This is a genomic window from Enterobacter sp. MGH 16 (assembly GCF_000493175.1).
GTDB lineage: Bacteria > Pseudomonadota > Gammaproteobacteria > Enterobacterales > Enterobacteriaceae > Enterobacter > Enterobacter roggenkampii.
Map to the genome: position 1 here is coordinate 2,062,784 of NZ_KI535695.1, position 20,749 is coordinate 2,083,532.

General features: G+C 58.5%; 18 protein-coding genes. 2 read left to right on the forward strand and 16 right to left on the reverse strand.

All coding sequences use genetic code 11. The features are described from left to right. Window positions 1-136 precede the first annotated feature (136 nt). Both cutC and L362_RS13030 read right to left on the reverse strand, forming a co-directional pair. Entirely contained in the window at window positions 137-880 is a 744-nt protein-coding gene (gene cutC / locus L362_RS13035) for a copper homeostasis protein CutC (protein ID WP_023344430.1), read from the reverse strand. 75 nt (window positions 881-955) lie between these two features. Further along, window positions 956-1,519 carry a VOC family protein gene (locus tag L362_RS13030; RefSeq protein ID WP_023344431.1) on the reverse strand — a complete coding sequence of 188 codons (564 nt, stop codon included), beginning with the start codon at window positions 1,517-1,519 and terminating at the stop codon, window positions 956-958. Between the two features lie 239 nt (window positions 1,520-1,758). Here L362_RS13030 and argS point away from each other — a divergent pair, with 239 nt between their 5' ends. Continuing rightward, complete coding sequence (gene argS / locus L362_RS13025) at window positions 1,759-3,492, forward strand: arginine--tRNA ligase (RefSeq protein ID WP_023344432.1); 1,734 nt, start codon at window positions 1,759-1,761, stop codon at window positions 3,490-3,492. A 58-nt stretch (window positions 3,493-3,550) separates the two neighbouring features. Here the strand turns inward: argS and L362_RS13020 are convergent, their stop codons facing one another. The 14 genes from L362_RS13020 to L362_RS12955 all read right to left on the reverse strand — a co-directional run bounded on the left by L362_RS13020 (window position 3,551) and on the right by L362_RS12955 (window position 18,930). Next, complete coding sequence (locus L362_RS13020; protein ID WP_008500435.1) at window positions 3,551-3,943, reverse strand: flagellar protein FlhE; 393 nt, start codon at window positions 3,941-3,943, stop codon at window positions 3,551-3,553. Then, window positions 3,943-6,021, reverse strand: a complete 2,079-nt coding sequence (gene flhA / locus L362_RS13015) for a flagellar biosynthesis protein FlhA (RefSeq protein WP_023344433.1) — start codon at window positions 6,019-6,021, stop codon at window positions 3,943-3,945. The genes L362_RS13020 and flhA overlap by 1 nt, the downstream gene beginning before the upstream one ends. After that, the gene (flhB, locus tag L362_RS13010) at window positions 6,014-7,162 is read right to left on the reverse strand and encodes a flagellar biosynthesis protein FlhB (RefSeq protein ID WP_021240449.1); all 1,149 of its coding nucleotides are present in this window, start codon (window positions 7,160-7,162) and stop codon (window positions 6,014-6,016) included. Before flhB ends, flhA begins: the two co-directional genes overlap by 8 nt. Window positions 7,163-7,310: 148 nt before the next feature. After that, the gene (cheZ, locus tag L362_RS13005; protein ID WP_008500432.1) at window positions 7,311-7,955 is read right to left on the reverse strand and encodes a protein phosphatase CheZ; all 645 of its coding nucleotides are present in this window, start codon (window positions 7,953-7,955) and stop codon (window positions 7,311-7,313) included. 10 nt (window positions 7,956-7,965) lie between these two features. Continuing rightward, window positions 7,966-8,355, reverse strand: coding sequence for a chemotaxis response regulator CheY (gene cheY, locus L362_RS13000; protein ID WP_008500431.1), 390 nt, complete (start codon window positions 8,353-8,355; stop codon window positions 7,966-7,968). A 17-nt stretch (window positions 8,356-8,372) separates the two neighbouring features. Beyond that, window positions 8,373-9,422, reverse strand: a complete 1,050-nt coding sequence (locus tag L362_RS12995) for a protein-glutamate methylesterase/protein-glutamine glutaminase (protein ID WP_008500430.1) — start codon at window positions 9,420-9,422, stop codon at window positions 8,373-8,375. Beyond that, entirely contained in the window at window positions 9,419-10,285 is an 867-nt protein-coding gene (gene cheR / locus L362_RS12990) for a protein-glutamate O-methyltransferase CheR (RefSeq protein WP_008500429.1), read from the reverse strand. Before cheR ends, L362_RS12995 begins: the two co-directional genes overlap by 4 nt. A 19-nt stretch (window positions 10,286-10,304) precedes the next feature. Then, on the reverse strand, window positions 10,305-11,906 hold the full coding sequence (tap, locus tag L362_RS12985; protein WP_023344434.1) for a methyl-accepting chemotaxis protein IV: 1,602 nt from the start codon (window positions 11,904-11,906) through the stop codon (window positions 10,305-10,307). 44 nt (window positions 11,907-11,950) lie between these two features. After that, a complete protein-coding gene (tar, locus tag L362_RS12980) occupies window positions 11,951-13,618 on the reverse strand; it encodes a methyl-accepting chemotaxis protein II (protein WP_023344435.1) in 1,668 nt (555 codons plus the stop codon). 84 nt (window positions 13,619-13,702) lie between these two features. Continuing rightward, entirely contained in the window at window positions 13,703-14,665 is a 963-nt protein-coding gene (locus tag L362_RS12975) for a Csu type fimbrial protein (protein WP_023344436.1), read from the reverse strand. Beyond that, window positions 14,662-17,046: a fimbria/pilus outer membrane usher protein gene (locus tag L362_RS12970; RefSeq protein WP_023344437.1), complete on the reverse strand. Its 2,385-nt coding sequence runs from the start codon at window positions 17,044-17,046 to the stop codon at window positions 14,662-14,664. Before L362_RS12970 ends, L362_RS12975 begins: the two co-directional genes overlap by 4 nt. After that, window positions 17,022-17,780 (reverse strand): fimbrial biogenesis chaperone, encoded by a 759-nt coding sequence (locus L362_RS12965; RefSeq protein ID WP_023344438.1) that lies wholly within the window; start codon window positions 17,778-17,780, stop codon window positions 17,022-17,024. Before L362_RS12965 ends, L362_RS12970 begins: the two co-directional genes overlap by 25 nt. 16 nt (window positions 17,781-17,796) lie before the next feature. Beyond that, window positions 17,797-18,345, reverse strand: a complete 549-nt coding sequence (locus L362_RS12960; protein ID WP_032637790.1) for a Csu type fimbrial protein — start codon at window positions 18,343-18,345, stop codon at window positions 17,797-17,799. A gap of 12 nt (window positions 18,346-18,357) precedes the next feature. After that, window positions 18,358-18,930 carry a Csu type fimbrial protein gene (locus L362_RS12955; RefSeq protein ID WP_023344440.1) on the reverse strand — a complete coding sequence of 191 codons (573 nt, stop codon included), beginning with the start codon at window positions 18,928-18,930 and terminating at the stop codon, window positions 18,358-18,360. Between the two features lie 430 nt (window positions 18,931-19,360). Here L362_RS12955 and L362_RS12950 point away from each other — a divergent pair, with 430 nt between their 5' ends. After that, window positions 19,361-20,626, forward strand: coding sequence for a dicarboxylate/amino acid:cation symporter (locus tag L362_RS12950; protein ID WP_008500421.1), 1,266 nt, complete (start codon window positions 19,361-19,363; stop codon window positions 20,624-20,626). The last annotated feature ends 123 nt before the right edge of the window (window positions 20,627-20,749 follow it).

The window sequence follows — 20,749 nt, forward strand, 5'->3', positions numbered from 1 at the left end:
TCCCGATTTTCCAGGTCCGGTAAGCGAAGCGCTACCGGGCGCAGGAGAAAAAAAGGCCCCTGTGTAATTTGCAGGGGCCTGGTACAAGCAAGCATCATATTGGGCGACATGATGCGCGGTAAAAATCGGTACGTTGCTACACGTGATGGCGCTCAATCAGCGACTTCATTTCCGCAACCGACTCTCCCTCTACGCCGTAGCGTGAATACTCATCCGCTTCAGCATCCGTCGACATTGACAATCCTGTATTGCGATAACGCATGGGTGACGGCATCCATTTGCCTGCCGAGCTGTGCAGCTCTTCTACCCCGGCGTTTAAAAACCGTTCCAGATTGCTGGCACGGACTCCCGCACCCGCCATTATTATTGGAACACCGGAATGTGCTTTTAGTTCCGTAATTAATTGCAGTCCTTTTTCAGCGGACGGCTGTTGACCCGATGTCAGAATGCGCGCCACGCCAAGTTCTCCAAGCGTTTCAAAGGCCTGAAGCGGATCTTTACACATATCAAATGCGCGATGAAAAGTGACGGCGAGCCCCTGCGCGGCGCTCATGACCTGACGCATGCGCGGGAGGTCGATATTGCCGTCTTCATCCAGCAGGCCGGTGACCAGCCCGGGGAACCCCAGGTCGCGCACGAGGGCGATATCATCAAGCATGGCACCGAACTCGCCCGCCGTGTAACAAAAATCACCGCCGCGTGGACGAATAATCGGGTGAACGGGAATCGTGACGGCCTGACGAGCAGCCTTCAGCACGCCGTAAGAAGGCGTCAGCCCGCCCTCTTTGGGTGCCGCACACAGCTCAATGCGGTCAGCCCCGTAATTTTGCGCGGTGACGGCACACTCCACGCTGTAACAGCAAATCTCCAGCAGCGCCATGTAATCCTCCTTAAATTCCACCAAACGCACCATCATGACATGCCGTCTGTTTTCAGTCCCGGCGGGAACTCACATCTATTGCGCCTCACTGGCAACGATCTGCTCAATGGTCCAGGGATGAAACTTCACCGTGACCTGCCCGTCCGTGACGGCCAGCGTCGGGTTGGGTAACCGCTCGCGTTCGCCTTTGGGCGAACTGGTCTTCACAAAAATCCCCGGCTGGCTTAAGCCTTCGTCAGCTAACAGGGCCAGCGCGCGCGCGTTTAATGTCTCCGGCTCACCCGGCAGGACAATTTCAATGTGCTCCCACCCTTCGTGTGGATAGCGCTTCTCGCCCGGCCACGGCAGTTCAACCACGGTGAATTGCCAGTGGGCCACGTTCACCGGCTCACGCAGCCTGAACAGGCAGATGGGGCGACCGTTAATGATATTCTCGGACAGTAACTGGCCGCACTGTTCGAACCCGCGACGCCAGCGTTCTGCGGTGGCATTCTGATGGCAGCGCAAAGAGATGTGATCGGCCTCAAGCGGCGCGATATCCAGGCCGAGACGGGTGGCAAGTTCTGTGAACGCCTGGGTGAAGCGCGGTAAATCTGCGGAAATATCATGCAGTTCGTCAATGGATTGCCAGTTCGCCATAAGTCACTCTCTTTTCGTGTCGCAAAGCCGCTAATTTACTCTGTTGATCTGTTTTGACCAACCGCAGAATCCGGCTTTTTACGACTGCATGTTTATGCACACCTTCTTAGCCTGGATTCTGAGCAATCTTCAGGCCCCGCGATGCTGACGGCAGAAGGCATTTGCAGTATACTCCCGCCCTAAATTCTCTAACTGGCGCGGGTGGTTGTGAGCCCGCATCAAAAAAGTAAGGTATCCAGGTGAATATTCAGGCTCTTCTCTCCGAAAAAGTCAGTCAGGCACTGATTGCCGCAGGCGCGCCTGCGGATTGCGAACCGCAGGTTCGTCAGTCAGCAAAAGTACAGTTTGGCGACTATCAGGCTAATGGCGTGATGGCAGTGGCTAAAAAACTGGGTATGCCGCCGCGACAGCTCGCTGAGCAGGTACTGACGCATCTGGATCTCGCCGGCATTGCCAGCAAAACCGAAATCGCCGGCCCGGGCTTTATCAACATCTTCCTCGAGCCTGCCTTCCTGGCAAGCCACGTTGACGCGGCGCTGAAATCCGATCGTCTGGGTGTTTCCCAGCCGGAAGCGCAGACCGTCGTGATCGACTACTCTGCCCCGAACGTGGCGAAAGAGATGCACGTTGGCCACCTGCGCTCCACCATCATCGGTGATGCCGCGGTGCGTACGCTCGAGTTCCTCGGTCACAAGGTGATCCGCGCGAACCACGTGGGCGACTGGGGTACCCAGTTCGGGATGCTGATTGCTTACCTGGAAAAACAGCAGCAGGAAAACGCGGGCGAAATGGCGCTGGCGGACCTGGAAGGGTTTTATCGCGAAGCCAAAAAGCACTATGACGAAGATGAAGCCTTTGCCGAGCGCGCGCGCAGCTACGTGGTAAAACTGCAGGGCGGCGATCAATACTTCCTCGAGATGTGGCGCAAGCTGGTTGACATCACCATGTCTCAGAACCAGCTTACCTATAACCGTCTGAACGTCACCCTGACCCGTGACGACGTGATGGGTGAAAGCCTGTATAACCCAATGCTGCCCGGCATTGTGGCGGACCTGAAAGCGAAAAACCTGGCGGTTGAGAGCGAAGGCGCAACGGTGGTGTTCCTTGATGAGTACAAAAACAAGGAAGGCGAACCGATGGGCGTGATCATCCAGAAAAAGGATGGCGGCTACCTCTACACCACGACCGATATCGCCTGTGCGAAATACCGTTATGAAACGCTGCACGCCGACCGCGTGCTGTACTACATCGACTCCCGTCAGCACCAGCACCTGATGCAGGCGTGGACCATCGTGCGTAAAGCCGGTTACGTACCGGACAGCGTTCCGCTGGAACACCACATGTTCGGCATGATGCTGGGTAAAGACGGCAAGCCTTTCAAAACCCGCGCGGGCGGGACCGTGAAGCTCTCCGACCTGCTGGACGAAGCGCTGGAACGCGCCCGTCGTCTGGTGGCTGAGAAGAATCCGGACATGCCGGCCGACGAGCTGGAAAAACTGGCGAACGCCGTAGGTATCGGCGCGGTGAAATACGCGGACCTGTCCAAGAACCGTACCACCGACTACATCTTCGACTGGGATAACATGCTGGCGTTTGAAGGCAACACCGCGCCATACATGCAGTACGCTTACACCCGCGTGCTGTCGGTCTTCCGCAAAGCCAATATCGACGAAAGCGTGCTGGCGAATGCCACCGTGACCATCACGGAAGATCGTGAAGCGCAGCTGGCGGCGCGTCTGCTGCAGTTCGAAGAGACGCTGACCGTGGTCGCACGTGACGGCACGCCGCACGTGATGTGTGCTTACCTGTACGATCTGGCGGGTCTGTTCTCCGGCTTCTACGAACACTGCCCTATTCTCTCTGCGGAGAATGAAACGGTCCGCAACAGCCGCCTGAAGCTGGCGCAGCTGACGGCGAAGACCCTGAAGCTGGGTCTGGATACTCTGGGTATCGAAACCGTAGAACGTATGTAATACAAAAAACCCGGCAATCGCCGGGTTTTGTTTTTTTGCAGTCCTGACAATTCAACCGTCAGCGGTAGTTCACGATGACAGAATTACTCTGCACCTTCAGCGCCGGGATCAAACGTCCCCCGCCCGGCACTTCCCAGATGAAACGCAAAGGTTCAATAGCCGGCACGCCGTTGAACGCCTGCGTTGTTCCATTTTCGCCGTCGATTTCCGTGCAGCGCGTCTGAGAGCAGAGGCGCACCCGCAGGCCCGCTGGCGTTGGGCCAATCAGCCGGTAGTTCCAGACCACCAGACCCATCAGACCGGAAACCTCTTCAGCAGGCGCCAGCGGGTTAGATGACATGGCAACACCGCGGTTGCTGAGGGTCACCCCAATGCTGCTCGCCTGCCAGGTGCCTCCCCCGGCAGCCTGCGCCGCCAGCGGGAAGAACAGCAGCCAAAGCCATTTACGCATTATTTTCCTCCAATCGTCGCGGTCATGCGGATATGACGGTTATCCGACAGCTCGAGATTCGACAGCACGACCAGTTGGCTCAGGCTGCGGCGCAAGAAGCGGGACAGCAGCGGACGCAGCGCGTGGTTCACCAGCAGCACCGGCGGCGCGCCGAGCATCTCCTGACGCGCCAGCGCCTCCTGGGTTTGCGCCAGCAGACGGTCGGCCAGGCCCGGCTCCAGGCCGCCTCCGCCCTGCAGAGCCTGCAGCAGCAGACGCTCAAGCGGCGTATCGAGGCCAATAACCTGAACCTCCCCGGTTCCCGGGAACCACTGCTGGGTGATTGCGCGTCCCAGCGCCACGCGCACCACCGCCGTCAGCTCGTGAGGATCGCTCTGGATTGGCGCGTGCTCTGCCATCGTTTCCAGAATGGTGCGCATATCGCGAATCGGCACCTTCTCGTCGAGCAGGTTTTGCAGCACCTTGTGCAGCGTGGTTAAGGTCAGCACGCCCGGAACCAGATCTTCCGTCAACTTCGGCATCTCCTGCGTGACGCGGTCCAGAAGCTGCTGCGCTTCCTGACGGCCAAACAGTTCCGCCGAGAATTGCCCAATCAGGTGGTTAAGGTGGGTTGCCACCACGGTACTGGCTTCAACAACCGTGTAACCCTGGATCTGCGCCTGCTCTTTCAGCGCGCTTTCAATCCAGATCGCGGCCAGACCAAAGGCCGGATCGATGGTTTGCTCGCCCGGCAGCGTGCCTGCGGCGGTGCCGGGGTTAATCGCGAGCCAGCGGCCCGGATAGGCATCACCGCTGCCAATTTCAACGCCTTTCATCAGGATGCGATAGCGCGCGGGCGGCAGGTCCATATTGTCGCGGATGTGTACCACCGGCGGCAGGAAGCCCATGTCCTGGGCGAATTTTTTACGGATACTGCGGATACGGCCGAGCAGCTCGCCGTCCTGCTGGAAATCGACCATCGGGATCAGGCGATACCCGACTTCCATTCCCAGAGAATCCTCCAGCTGAACGTCGTTCCAGGTCGCTTCGACGGCCTGATTATTCTCCGGCATTTTGACCGGAACAGGTTCCGCTGCCGGTTTGGTTTCACGGCCACGCATCCACCAGGCAAGGCCCAGCAGCGCCGCCGTAAACAGCAGGAAGACGAGGTTTGGCATACCCGGCACCAGACCGAGCAACCCGAGCACCGCCGCGGCCAGCAGCATCACGCGCGGGTTACTGAACAGCTGGCCCACCATCTGCTCGCCAACGTCCTGATCGGTGCTCACGCGGGTCACGATGACACCCGCCGCAGTGGAGATCACCAGCGCCGGGATCTGCGCGACCAGACCGTCACCGATGGTCAGCAGCGTATAGCTCTCCGCCGCGTGGCCCATGTCCATCCCGTGCTGCAATACGCCCACCAGCAGGCCGCCGACCACGTTAATCACCATGATCAGAATGCCCGCGATGGCGTCACCACGCACAAACTTACTCGCACCGTCCATGGAGCCGTAGAAGTCCGCCTCCTGCGTCACTTCCGCACGGCGCTTTTTGGCTTCATCTTCGGCGATTAGCCCGGCGTTCAGGTCGGCGTCGATCGCCATCTGCTTGCCCGGCATCCCGTCCAGCACAAAGCGCGCGCCCACTTCCGCAATACGCCCTGCACCCTTGGTGATGACCATAAAGTTGATGATCACGAGGATGACGAACACCACGATACCGATAGCGAAATTACCGCCCACCAGGAAGTGGCCGAACGCTTCCACCACTTTACCTGCCGCTGCCGCCCCGGTGTGGCCTTCCATCAGGATGATACGCGTGGACGCCACGTTCAGCGCCAGTCGCAGCAGGGTGGTAAACAGCAGAATGGTCGGGAACGCGGCGAACTCCAGGGTACGCTGGGTGAACATCGCCACCAGCAGCACCATAATGGACAGCGCGATATTGAAAGTGAAAAGCAGGTCGAGGATGAACGCCGGAAGCGGCAGTACCATCATCGACAGAATTAGCAGGATCAGAATCGGCCCGGCCAGGATCTGCCATTGGGTCGATTTCAGGTTGCCGGGCAGGCGCAACATTGCCACCAGATTAGCCATCAGTGTCCTTCTCGTTCATAAAATCCAGCGCGGCAGGCACCGGAAGGTTCTCAGGTTTCACAGGCCGTTGACCGCCGGCCAGACGCCAGCGCTTCAACTGCCATACCCAGGCCAGCACTTCCGCCACGGCGGCGTAAAGTTGTCCCGGGATCTGTTGTCCAATATCCGCATGGCGGTACAGGGCACGCGCCAGCGGAGGGGCTTCGAGGATCGGCACGCGGTGTTCGGTGCCAATTTCACGGATACGCAGCGCGATCAGCCCCGCCCCTTTCGCCACCACTTTCGGCGCGCTCATTTTGTTTTCGTCATAGCGCAGCGCAACGGAATAGTGTGTCGGGTTGGTAACGATGACGTCGGCCTTTGGCACATCGTCCATCATGCGGCGACGGGCGGCGGCACGCTGCATCTGGCGGATGCGCCCCTTCACGTGCGGGTCACCTTCCATCTGCTTATATTCGTCACGGATATCCTGACGCGACATCCGCAGCTTCTTGAAGTGGGTATAGAGCTGGAAGATCACGTCAAAACCCACCATCGGGATAATGCTGAGCACCACCAGCAGCGCGCAGAGCCCGACCAGATTCAGCGCGTTGCTCATCGCGGTGAGCGGCGACTCGCTGATAAGACGCATCATTTCCGGCCAGTGGTACCAGAGGTAAAACCCCGCGGAGCTGCCCATCAGCACCGATTTGAGAATGGCTTTGAGCAGCTCGGCCCCGGTCTGGGCAGAGAACATTTTCGCAATACCCGGCAGCGGGTTGAGTTTGGAAAATTTCGGCTGCAGCGATTTGGCGCTGAAGACCAGACCGCCGAGCATCACCGGCGAGACCAGCGCGACCAGCACAACCCCGGTAATGAGGGGCAGCAGCGCAACCATGGCCCCTTTAATCAGCTGAATAATCTGGCTGAGGATCAGATTCGGATCGTTGACCATACTGTGGTCAAAACGTAAGCCGGTTGAGAGCATGCCCGCCAGCTTGCGGGCGAGCGACTCCCCGCCCCACCAGATAATGCACACCCCTACGATAAGGATCAGCAGGGAGGTCAATTCTCGGGATCGGGGGATCTGCCCTTCCTCACGCGCCTTTTCTAGTCGGTGGGGTGTGGGGGCTTCCGTTTTGTCGTCGTTCTCTTCTGCCACTGTGCACGCTCAGCCCATTACGTCACGGGTATCATGCCAGCGCAGCGGAAATCCAATGGCGGGAAAAGCCCGTTTATTCGGGCTCTTTTCGGTGATTTTGTCGCAAACCGCCTCAGGGGGCATCCATCCCCTGAGGCGGAATGGACCATCAGAAGCCGAGGCTGTCCAGCAGGTCGTCCACCTGATCCTGGCTTGCCACCACGCCCGCCTTGCTGGCGTCGAGCTGTGGACCATTGAGCAGGCTTTCGTTCTCGCGTTTTGGACGGGCTGCCGGTTCCGGGATGTTCTCCAGCAGCACCATCAGCAGCTGGCGCTCAATCTCCTGGATCACATCCATCATGCGCTTGATCACCTGACCGGTCAGGTCCTGGAAATCCTGCGCCATCATGATGTCCAGCAGCTGGGCATTGGTGAAGCTGGTGTGACCCGGCACATCCCCCAGGAACTGACGGGTATCGGTCACCAGCTCGCGGGCATCCGCCAGCTCGATAGGGTTCTCAAACCACTCGTCCCAGCGTTTGGTCAGCGCTTTCGCCCCCTTTTCCATCGCATCCTGGTGCGGCTGCGACGCTTCCACGCTGTTCAGCGCACGTTCAGCGGCCTGAGCGGTCATCTGCACGACGTAGTCCAGACGATCGCGGGCATCAGGAATCGCTTCCGCCGCTTCGGCAATCGCCTGATCCAGACCCAGCTCACGCAGGCTGTCACGCAACATGCGCGTCAGGCTGCCGATGCGGACGATAATGTCGCTCGGCGAGTGTTCTTCAACGGGTTTCATAGCAGGTTGCATCATAACCAACACCTCACATGCCGAGTTTCTCGAAGATCTTACCGAGCTTCTCTTCCAGGGTCGCCGCCGTGAATGGCTTCACCACGTAGCCGCTTGCGCCCGCCTGTGCAGCGGCAATGATGTTCTCTTTTTTCGCTTCTGCCGTGACCATCAGCACCGGCATGGACGCCATTCCCGCATCAGCACGAATGGTTTTCAGCAGTTCCAGACCGTCCATGTTTGGCATGTTCCAGTCGGAGATCACAAAACCAAACCCGCCCGCCTGCAGTTTGTTCAGCGCATCCACGCCGTCTTCTGCTTCTTCAACGTTATTGAAGCCCAGCTCTTTCAGCAGGTTGCGCACAATGCGACGCATGGTGGAAAAGTCATCCACAACCAAAAACTTAAGCTCTTTATCCGCCATAAAATAATACTCCTGAGTCAAATACGTATTGCCTGTCCGGCACTGATTTTCGCCAGCATCTGCTGGCTTACCTGGCTAAGATCGACCACTTCGCTCACGCCACCCATATTGATGGCCTCGCGCGGCATGCCGAACACCACACAACTTGCTTCATTCTGCGCAATCGTCCAGGCGCCAGCCTGGTGCATTGCAAGCATTCCGGCGGCCCCGTCGTTGCCCATCCCCGTCAGGATCACCCCAACGGCGTTGCGCCCCGCATGTTTCGCCACCGAATGAAACAGCACATCCACCGACGGACGGTGCCGGTTGACCGGCGGTCCGTCATGAATTTTGATTTGATAGTTTGCGCCGCTGCGCGCCAGTTCCATATGCTTGTCGCCAGGGGCGATATAGGCATGTCCCGGCAGCACGCGCTCGCCGTCTTCCGCCTCTTTCACGCTGATCTGGCACAGCTTGTTCAGGCGTTCGGCGAACGAACGGGTAAAGCCTGGCGGCATATGCTGCGTGATCAGAATACCCGGACTTGAGAGCGGCAATGGCTGGAGTACATGACGAATTGCCTCTGTTCCTCCGGTTGACGCGCCAATGACCAGCAGTTTTTCCGAGCTGAGTAAGGGACCGGCCTTCAGGGTCGCAGGCGCGGCCATCGGCGTGTGGGCGGCAAGCTTCGCCCGCGACGCGGTGCGGATCTTCTCGGCGATCATCTCGCTGTACGCCAGCATCCCCTCGCGAATGCCGAGCTGCGGCTTGGTGACAAAGTCCACCGCTCCCAGCTCCAGCGCGCGCAGGGTGATTTCCGATCCTTTCCCGGTCAGGGAGGAGACCATCACCACCGGCATGGGCCGCAGCCGCATTAATTTTTCGAGGAAATCTATGCCATCCATGCGCGGCATCTCGACATCCAGCGTTAGCACGTCGGGGTTATATTTTTTAATTAAATCCCGCGCTACCAGCGGATCGGGGGCGGTTGCCACCATCTCCATGTCGCTGTGGCTATTGATAATTTCAGTCATGATCTGACGCATCAGCGCTGAATCATCGACGGACAATACCCTGATTTTACTCATGCTTTTTCCTTACTCAGCGCATATACCGTTTGCCCACGCAGGCTAAACTCACGCACGAGGTTGCTGAAGTTTTCCGAGTGCCCGGCAAACAGTAAACCGTCAGGCTTGAGCAACGGAACAAACCGACGCAAAATGTCCTGTTGCGTCGTTTTATCAAAATAGATCATGACGTTACGGCAAAAAATGGCGTCGAACGGCCCCGGCACGTTGTACTGCTTATCCAGCAGGTTAACGGGCGCGAATTCGACGCAGTTCGCCAGCTCCTGGCGTACGCGTACCAGGCCTTCATGCGGGCCCGTGCCGCGCATGAAATAACGCTGCAGCTGCTGCGGCGACAGCGTTTTCAGTTCATCCTGGCGATAAACACCGTTACGCGCCTTCTCCAGCACTTCGGTATCGATATCGCTGGCGTAGACCTTCCAGCGTCCCGGCGCCATCCCCAGCGTATCGGCAAGGGTGATCGCCAGCGAGTACGGCTCTTCACCCGTCGAGGCGGCCGCACTCCAGACGCGATACTCCCCGGTGCGCCGGCGCGCATGCTCGGCCAGGACCGGGAAGTGGTGGGCCTCCCGGAAAAATGCCGTCAGGTTGGTGGTTAACGAGTTAATAAAAGCCTGCCACTCTGCGCTGTTCTGGTTCGCCTCGAGCATGCTCAGATAGCGGCCAAAATCATCCAGCCCCAGCGTACGCAAGCGCCGCACCAGACGGTTGTAGACCATGTCCCGCTTATGATCCGCAAGCACGATCCCCGCACGCTGGTAGATTAACTGACATATCCGACGAAAATGCGCGTCGGACAGCGCGAGGCGCTGTGTCATCTGCAACAATAATGACGTTTGCCCAGGGGGCATTGGTGATGTCATAGCGCCTTCTTAATTACATTCAGGATACAACTGGCACGGCCTGCGACCGCCCGACTTCTGTTACTGCTTCAACGTGCTCTTTCACATTAAATACCGCGACCAGCCCGGTCAGACGATCCGCCTGGCTGGCCAGCTGATCGGTTGCCGCTGCCGCTTCCTCAACTAACGAGGCGTTCTGTTGCGTCACCTGATCCATCTGGGTGACCGCCTGAGCAACCTGCTCAATCCCGCGACGCTGTTCATCCGACGCCGAGGCAATCTCGCCCATGATGTCGTTCACCCGCGTCACGGAGGTGACGATTTCGTGCATGGTTTGTGCCGCCGTATCCACCAGGGCAGAGCCTTGCTGAACCCGTGACACCGATTCTTCAATCAGCACCTTAATTTCTTTCGCCGCGTTGGCGCTGCGGCTCGCCAGGTTACGCACCTCACCCGCTACCACCGCAAACCCGCGCCCCTGCTCCCCGGCACGCGCCGCTTCAACGGCAGCATTCAGCGCCAGTATGTTGGTCTGGAACGCGATACCGTCAATCACGCTAATGATGTCACCAATTTTCTGTGAACTGGTGGCGATCTCCTGCATGGTGCTGGCGACATGGGACGCCTGGTCGCCGCCCTTCTTCGCCGTCATCGCCGCCTGTTTTGACAGGTCAGATGCCTGACGCGCGTTATCGGCGTTCTGGCTAACCGTCGCGGTCAGCTGCTCCATACTGGCTGCCGTCTGCGCCAGCGAGGCCGCCTGCTGCTCGGTGCGGGATGAGAGATCGTTGTTACCTGCCGCAATCTCTGAGATCCCGGTGTGCATGGCATAACTGCCCTGACGCACGTCGGATACCGTTTCCCGCAGCGATCCCTGCATCGCCTTCAGGCTGGCAAAGATCGCCGAAATTTCGTTTTTGCCGAACACCGCCACCGGACGCGCCAGGTCGCCTTTCGCAATGCTGTCGAAGTGGCTGCTGATAATCGCCAGCGGCTGCACAATCATTTTGCGTGACCAGAGCAGCGCGGCGCCGGTCAGCAAGCCCGCCAGAATCACCATCACGCCGAAGATGACGCCCGACATGTGATAGCTGGTGCGGCTTGCTTCACCGGCGCGCAGAACAGACTGATTGATATCCTGCTGCCATGCGTCAAAGCTGCCGTCAAACGCCGCCTGCGAGGCCTGAACCGGCGCGGTCATAAAATCCGACAGCTGGTTGTTCTCAAGCCACGTCGCCTGATGGTCCAGATCGCTGTACCACTGTTCAAAATGGGTCTTCATGGCGGCCTTCAGCGCTTTCTCTTTCTCGCTGCCGGTGGCCTGTGCCGCAAAGGCCTTAAACTGTGCGTCAGCCTGTTTCAGACTGTCGCGTGCGGTGGCCATCAGCGCCTTAATGTCATCCGGCGGATAACTTAGCGCGGTTAAGGTTCCCGCCTTGTTCAGCGCAGTGCTTGCCTGCAACAGCACGGCACGGGTTTGTGCCAGTGCGGAGCGCTGCTGATTACTCGCCTCAACGTCCTGCAAATTCTGATAGCCATCGCGAAACGCCCAAAAAGACAACCCGTTACTGCCAACCTGCAACACACCGCAAAGGATCAGAATCAAAAACAGTGTGGTCGAGATACGAATACGATTTAACATCCACGCTCCCATCAAGCGGCAAGCAGCCGCGGTTTAATTGTCAGTCAAAATGTTTCCCAGTTTTCATCTTGTCCGGTCGTCGCGGTACGCGTACGGTTGGCAGCCGGTTCAGCGGCTGGCGCGCGGTACGTCGCCTGCGGGGTGACCGTGTTTCCAGCGAGTGAAGCGAGACGAAACGCCGAGACGGCCATCTTCAGACGGCTCGCCTGGTCTTCCAGGGCAGCGGCCGCCGCAGCGGACTCCTGCACCAGGGCGGCGTTTTGCTGTGTCACGCGATCCATTTCCGATACCGCCAGGGCAACCTGGTCGATACCACGACTCTGCTCATCAGACGCAGAGGCGATTTCACCCATGATGTCCGTCACGCGGGTGACGGCATTCACGATGTCATTCATGGTCTCCCCGGCGCTTTCAACCAGCACGGAGCCGGTATCGACGCGGGAGACGGAATCTTCAATCAGCGATTTGATCTCTTTTGCCGCGTTGGCGCTGCGGCTGGCCAGGTTGCGCACTTCCCCGGCCACCACGGCAAACCCGCGTCCCTGTTCGCCCGCGCGTGCCGCTTCCACGGCGGCGTTCAGCGCCAGAATGTTGGTCTGGAAGGCAATGCCGTCGATAACGCTGATGATGTCGGCGATTTTCTTCGAGCTCTCGGCGATGTCGTGCATGGTTTTCACCACGCCATCCACCACGCGGCCGCCGCGCTGCGCCGTCTCGGAGGCGCTTTCCGCCAGCTGAGACGCCTGGCGGGCGTTATCGGCGTTCTGCTTCACGGTCGCGGTGAGCTGCTCCATGCTGGCCGCCGTCTCTTCCAGGGCGGACGCCTGCTGTTCAGTGCGCGATGAGAGGTCGTTATTGCCCATCGCAATTTCGCTGGTGCCGGTATAGATGGCATCCGTGCCGCTACGCACGTTGGCGACGGTATCGATAAGCGAACGCTGCATATGGTCAACGCTGGTTGCCAGCTCGGTGATCTCATTGCGCCCGGACACGGTCAGCGTTTTGGTCAGGTCACCGCCGGCAATGTCACGAATATGGGCGATGACGCGACCGAGAGGGTTCAGCAGGATATGGCGAATGCCGTACCAGACCGCGATCAGCACAATGACCAGCGCCAGCGCCAGCACCGCCATCTGCCATTTCGCAAAGCGGTAGTCATTCTGGCTTTCAGCAAACGCGGAGTGATACAGATCGCCACTGACCTTTGCATATTCCCCCAGCGCCGCGCCGAGGGCGTTTTGCATCCCCTGCGTCGGCTGCGCGAAATAGGCGTCCATGTTGCCGCTCTCCAGGAACTGAATCAGCTCTGCCAGACCGGCATGGTAGGCGTTGTATTTTTCGTCGATATTCTGGCTCACCTGCTCCATCGCAGGCTGCGGGGTGATTTTCTTAAAGGCCTCGTAATGCTTTGCGGCATCCGCAAGTGTCGCCCGGGCATTTTTCAGCAGATCGGTTTTCGCGCTGCTCTGCTGATTGTTGGGATCCATCATCATGCGCGCGGACGAGCGGCTCAGGTTGATACGCGTTTGCAGCATCAGATCCCACGTTGAGGTGAGTTCACTCTGCTGCAGGCGGAGATCGTTCGAGGCCGCAAAGCTGTCCTGGTTCTGTTTTAATGACGAGAAAAAAAGCCCGCCGGAGATAAGCTGAAGTAGTGCGAAAATGACCAGCACCATCATAAGCATTGTGACAACGCGGATACGGTTCAACATACAACACCTTCTCATAGATTTATTAACGGTGTTATCGGCACAGCCAACAGGAACTTTACATTTGAGAAAGGGAAAAGCGCGGGGTTAGAAAGCCACGTCGACAATCAGCGTATCGGTGTAGGTTCCGGCGGGTGGCGTGGCCTGATTAGTCAGCACTTTCGCGGTGTAGTTGTAGGTACGCAGTAAACCGTCAGCACTGACCTGCGACGACGTCGCGCTGGTCCAGCGTTCGCTGCCGCTGCCGCCCCATCGGTTACCCGTGGATTCTTTATAGATGTCATAACTGAGGTAGTTACTGCCGCTTACCATCCGGCGCACGTTATTCAGCGCGTTAGCACCGTTGTTAATGCCGATGGTATAGGTACTGCCTTTGGTACAGGTGACGGCTATCGCCTGTGAGACGGTGGGGAAACTTTGTACCAGCGGCGCGCTGTTGAAGTTGACGTCCGGCGTGGTCATGGCGCTGCAGTCGTTGGTGACGGTCATATCCAACAGGATGGTGGTTGTTGAGGTTCCCGTCTGGGCATTCGTACAAAGGCTTCCAACACCGAAGGCACAGACGCTGTAGCTGATGCTGAAGGTCAACTGCACCTGGTAGGGACCGGCAGTGACGTTTTGTCCAGCGACGGTGCGAAAATAGAGCGGAATGTTATACTGCCTTGTCCCCAGCAGCCCCAGCAAGGTATTCCCGCTCCAGGTATACGTTTTACTTATCTGCACCTCGCTGCTGCTCGCACAAGCCGATAATCCGCACAGCCGGGTGGGGATTACGTCCGTAATGGCGGCATTATCCGTACGTTTCATGGTCGCGCGACTGTTGCCCGAGACTGACGCCGCGGTGTAGCTCAGGGTCACCGAATCGTTGGTCAGAACGTTGAGCACGGTATCACACGCCACAACAAGCCTGCCGGTGGTTTCAACCTCCCCGGTTCCGCTGAGCGCGAACGAGGTGACGCTGCCAAACGACGCATTAACCGTACTGACGGTACACGCCGCCCAGCCGCCGCCGGAGAACAGCAACAGCATCAACAGCAGCAGGCGCGTCATGGCGCCTCCCGACACACCAGCGGACCGTAGGTTTGCAGCTTGTGCTCCGGGTTGGCTCCCACGGTCAGGGTGACCTTGCAGCGTTTTCCGTCAGGCGCGATCACCTCCAGCGGATTCACATCGCTAAGGTTTTCCAGCCAGGCAATACCGTCATACCCCACCACCGCATTGCTGCGCGAGGCACGCCGGACCTGGCTTCCCACCGGCAGCGCCTGGCCGCGCGCATCGTGGAGGATGACGCTTGCCACCCTCTCCTGCTCCATCGGGAAATCGACCAGATAGCCGCTGTGACGCCGAATCGCAATTCGCCGCTCGGTCTCTTTCAGCCGGGTGTCCGCCGGCAGGTTCAGGGTATCAATGCGGTAGCTTGCCGGGTAATACGCCGACACCCCGCTGACCAGCAGGTAACCGTTGTTATTCGTTTTGCCAACGGGCTGGTTCTCATAGCTGACGGGCACGTCCGGATGACCGTCGGTACTGATGACCACAAACGCATCGTTGATCTTATTCGCCGCGAACAGCTCGCCGTCCATCAGAACAATCGCGCCCATCGCCTCGCCCCACCAGGTCATCATGTCCCTTTCACCGTAGCCGCCGCCCTGCAGTTCAATATTGTTATTACGCCAGCCCAGCGTGCCCTGCTGATAGTCACTGGATTTTGACTGGTTGGCCCAGGCCATGTTCCAGCTAAAGCCGCCGTCAGACGGCATGGAATGGTTGTAGTTAATGCGCTGGGTGTTGCCCGCATCCGGGGTGTTTTCGACGGTGAACGCGGCGCTGTCGCGTGCCCCCAGCGGCACCTGCAGCGACAGCGCGACCGTCCAGTCTCCCCGCTGCTGGTCCCGGCTCCCGGCGAGGTAAATACTGCTCGCGCCCCACAAATTACGGCTCCATGAGAGATTAAGCAGCTCGGTTTTTTGACTGTCAAAACTCTCCACGCCAATCCAGGCTGCGCCGATGTTGCCGTACTGTCCCAGGTTGAACGTCAGAGAATACTGGTCCGTATTGCGGCTGAAGCTGGCGATGGGTTTATCGTTCTCGTCATACACCGTAGGCTGGTCGTACAGGGCCAGATTGCCAAAGCCGCGGCCCCGACGCGTGTGCTGGGTGGCCACGCTGAACTCGCTGGTGCTGTACTGGTAACCCCAGTTGATTTGCCCGCCCGCCTCCCCGCGCATGCGGCTTTGCGAGTAAGAGGTATTCACCACGCCAAACTGGCCGAGTTTAATCACCGTCCCAGCCCCGCCCAGTGCCAGCGCCTCCGCCCCTTCGGCATGACCCTCCAGCGTCAGCCAGTCCGTCACCCCGTAGCGATACGAACCGCTGCCTGCCGCCGGGCCGTAGTCAAAATTCCTGATACCGTAATTACGCCGCAGGCTGCCCAGCGTCACGGCGCCGTCGCTCAGCCCTTTTTTGAGCAGGTCGCTGGAGACGTAAAACGGCAGCGTGGTGCTGACCTGGCGCCCTAATGCATCCGTCGTGACCAGTACCGCATCCCCGGCGCCGTTGATATAGGGCAGATTGGTCAGGGTGAAGGGGCCCGGCTGAAGCTGGGTTGAGCCGGACCGATAGCCGTTGATAAAGAGATCCACCGAGGTGGGCACCGCCGCTTCCCCCGCGAATTCGGGCAGCGGCCACGTCACCAGGTCAGGGCGCAGGGAGAAATCTCGCCCGACGCTGATCCCTCCCATCCGCACGCTGGAGCTCCAGCTCAGGGCATCGCTGATCACGTCCCCGACGCTCCAGCTCATTGCGTCATCCTCATTCGTGAACAGCAGGGTCGTGTCATAGCGGACATACCCTTCCTGCTGACCGTCGTTACCGGTGAAATTTTCCCGGGCATAGCCGGTGGAGGAAAACGAGCCGTTCTCATTGAAATAGCGGAATTCATGCCAGAGGGACGCCTGTCCGCCGATATGCTCCGTGTGGTTGGTGTAGAGATCGTAATTGAGCAGCGCGCCGCGCCCGAAGTGCGGTTTGGCCTGCACCGTTTGCGCGCCGAACGGCGTCACGCGGGATGCGACCCAGTCCCGGGGAACGGTCAGCAGCAGACGTTGCCCGGCGCTGTCGTACTCCACCCGAACCTGAGAAAGCGATGAGAGATTCACCTCTCCGGCAGGAACATGTTCCGGGGGCAGCCCCGCGCGCAGCAGGTCAGCGCTGGAGATAAAGAAAGCGCCTTTGCGCTGCGTCACGGGGACGACCAGACCGGTATCGTAGTGGTTGAGCACGAGGGCAAGCTGGAAGACCGCTTCATCATGTATCGCCTGTGCCTGGGGCGGCGGCGGAAGGCTGTCATCGCCGGGCTCAGCCCAGGTCGCGGAACTGACGCAAAGCAGTATCATCATCGCCGGCTTCAGTTGACGGGCGTCGACTGCCATTGTGCGTCCCTGGCATTAATCTGCGCGCTCATCCGCTCTGGCTGACGAACGCCTGCGGGTATCGGCCAGCTGCGGGTGCTGCCGGGAAGTACGTAACCCAGCAATCCCTCCGCGACCGTGCGTTTCTGCCCTCCCTGCTCCAGCGCCACCTGGCTCAGCCTGACATGGACATCCCCCCGATTCCGAACCTCCAGTACCGGCTGCCCATCCGCTCGCGTCACCCGCCAGCTCAGGTTCCGGGTCTCCACCAGAGCGTGATGCGCCCCCTCTTTTATTGTCGGGATCCCCTGGCCATACACAAACAGCGGAATGGAGTAACGCATCTGCAACTTGAGGCCGATGGCGGGTTCTGCTTTGGCATCAGGCTGAGGAATTTCATCCACGATAATGCGGTAGGCTTGTTCGACGCCTGCGGGAACGGGGGCCTGCTTAATAAGACGGATAAGCTGCTTGCTGCCTGTGCCAATCGTGACGATGGGCGGGCTGGCGACCACATCCTGCTGCGCGGTGTAGCGTTCGTGTCCGTCCTCCTGCTTCCAGCGCACAATACGCACCTGCATCGTGGTGGCGCTGTTTCCCTGGTTCTGGATCCACAGCTCCGTGGCGTTGGCGTCTGCCGCAAGCCACGGGTCGATAGGCCAGAGCAGAATGGTGGCTGCCGCCTGCGCCTGACCGGTTGCCACAGCCATTCCCAACGCGCCCGCCAGACAAACAGGTCTGAAAACTGGCTTCATCAACACTCTCCCTTTATTACCATGACAAGGTCACGGTGAGCTGATCGGAATACGTTCCTGCCGGGCTAAATCCGGTCAGTAGCGCCACGCCAAAAAGCGGCAGCGCGATCTTATTGCTGTTGCTATAGGTCACCGGTATCGCCTGGTTGACGCCAATTTCGCTGTTCGCGGCCAGCGAGCTGCTGCTGTAAAGCCGGTATCCCACCACGTCGGCGCCGTTTGAGCGTTTCATGCGGCGAACGGTTGAATAATTCTGGCCGCCATTAATGCTCATGCTCAGCGCCACGCCTGGCGTGCAGGCGATAGATAAGGCCCCGTTTGGCAAAAAACTGGTGCTGACCGGTGCGCTCTCGACGCCGTTATGGGTGCCAAAATCCAGCGTCCCGAGAACCCCTCCGCTGCCGGTGGCCACCGCGCATCCCGGAACAATCGTCGCGCTGACCTTAAAGGACTGTGACGTCACCGCCTCCGCCGCGGACGTCATCAGCAATCCGACGATCAGCGCGAAAAAAGGCTGCACGTGTCCCTCTGCGCATATGCGCAGACCAGTAAGAGTTGCCTTCATGGCGGTGCAGGACTAATAGGTGACGCTGACGTTAATCGTGTCGGTGTAGGTACCCGGGACGACCGTCACGCTGTTACCGCCGCCGGTAATACGCCCGTAGAGGGTGTAACTGTCCACCCCTCCGGCCGTAGAGGCGATCGGCAGCGCGGTGTTATTGGCAATCACGCTGTTAAACCCGCTGTCGCTGAACAGGCTGTATGCCACGCCCTGTGCCGCGTTGGCGGTGTTAACCAGATAGCGCGCAGGGGTTCCCGGGGTGCCGACAACGGTGCCGGGTGCGGTGGAGTTGGTGTTGCCGGTGATCGCCACCGTATAGCTGGCGGTCGTACATTGAATAGTGAAGGTGTTTCCGCCGCTGGCGCCGGTGAGCTGCGTGGTCAGAGTGGAAAACGTTGCGGGATGGGTGCCGAAATCCAGTGTCCCGAAGTTAATGCCGTTTTGCGTGGGCGATCCGTTTATCAGACAACCGTTCGTGAGCGTCAGCGTCGCGCCGATGGTGCCGCTACTGGTGACGGCCAGCGCCTGATGGACCGTTGTCGCAGTCAGTAAGGTGCCTGCGCAGATCAAAAGGAGTTTTCTTTTCATTTACCACCCTCCAGAAGACGTCTCCGTTCCCTTGCCACGTTTTATTTTTGTCGTTCAAGATGTTAGCCCCGCTTAATGTTCCTCTGAGGGGGGTTATTGAGAATTTAGTTTACGGATATCGCTTCGACCACCTGCCCCTTAACGCATAAGCACTTTGTCTTATTGACTTCTTATTGCCTTAAATAACAGAGAGTTAAATTATTTCTTTCAGCATTTTCATGCTATCAGGAGAGAATATATCCATTAAAGTGTGATGCAGATCACAATATATCGTCAGGGCAATAACAACAAAATTAATAAAACTTAAAAAGGAGTTGTATCCCCCTACGCTTTGCGTCAATTTATGTGCCGAATAATTTCCCGCGTCGTAATAAAAAATTTATATGTATCGGTGCGGGCTACATCTGAAGCGCATAGAGGGTCTTTTTTCGTGGCAAGTGCAAACAAACTCACACTCTTCATCGTGATATTCATGCTGGCGGGTATTCTTTCAGGGGCAGCAATTCATGAATATGCATCTGCGGATGCCATCAAAGCCTGGTCGGATAATATTACCCTTCTGACCGATATTTTCCTGCGACTGATCAAAATGGTCATTGCGCCGCTGGTCTTCAGTACGCTCACCGTCGGCATTATGAAGCTGGGCGAAACCTCCACCATTGGCCGCGTGGGCGGCAAAGCGATGGTATGGTTTATCAGCTCATCCGTGCTCTCAATTCTGGTCGGCCTGTTTATCGTCACGCTGGAGCATCCGGGCAGCGGGCTGAACCTGACCGTCCCGACCGAAGCGGTGGATACCGGATTAGCCGTTGGGGGGATGACGCTGAAAGCGTTCCTGTCTCACACCATTCCGACCAGCATCGCGGGGGCGATGTCGAACAATGAGATCCTGCAGATTGTGGTGTTCTCAATGTTCTTCGGCATTGGCGGCGCGTCGCTGGGGCAGAAATTCAATGCCCCACTGGTGGCCGCGCTGGACGTGGTTTCCCATATCATGCTGAAGGTCACAGGCTACGTGATGTACGTTGCGCCGCTGGCCATTTTCGCGGCAATCTCATCCGTTATCGCCACGCAGGGTCTGGGCATTCTGTTGAACTATGCCTCCTTTATTGGCGGCTACTACGTTGCCATTCTTCTCACCTGCATGGTGCTGCTGGCCGTGGGTTACATGGTGCTGAAAAAAGAGGTGTTCCGCCTGGTCAGCATGCTGAAAGATCCAGTTCTGGTGGCGTTTACCACCAGCAGTTCTGAAGCGGCCTATCCTAAAACGCTGGAGCAACTGGAGCGTTTTGGCTGCTCGCGCAACATCGCCTCTTTCGTACTGCCCATTGGCTACTCCTTCAACCTGGTGGGGTCGATGGTGTACTGCTCTTTCGCCTCGATGTTTATTGCGCAGGCGTACAACATTCATCTGAGCTTCTCTGAGGTGACGGTGCTGATGCTGACCCTGATGCTGGCCTCAAAAGGGATTGCGGGCGTACCGCGCTCCTCGCTGGTGGTGCTGGCCGCGACGATCCCAAGCTTTAACATTCCGGTCGCCGGTATTCTGCTGCTGATGGGGATCGACCACTTCCTGGATATGGGCCGTTCCGCAATTAACGTTCTGGGTAATGGTATTGCGACCGCCATGCTGTCGCAGAATGAAGGCGCGCGGGACGCGGAAGCTGAAGCTGAACTGGTAAAGCAGGAAGCGTAATGGCATGAAAAAGCCGGGTGGCGGCTTTGCCTTACCCGGCCTACAAATGGCTCGAACACGTAGGCCGGGTAAGCGTCAGCGCCACCCGGCTTTGTTTTAGGCTACGCGACTCGCCGCGATATC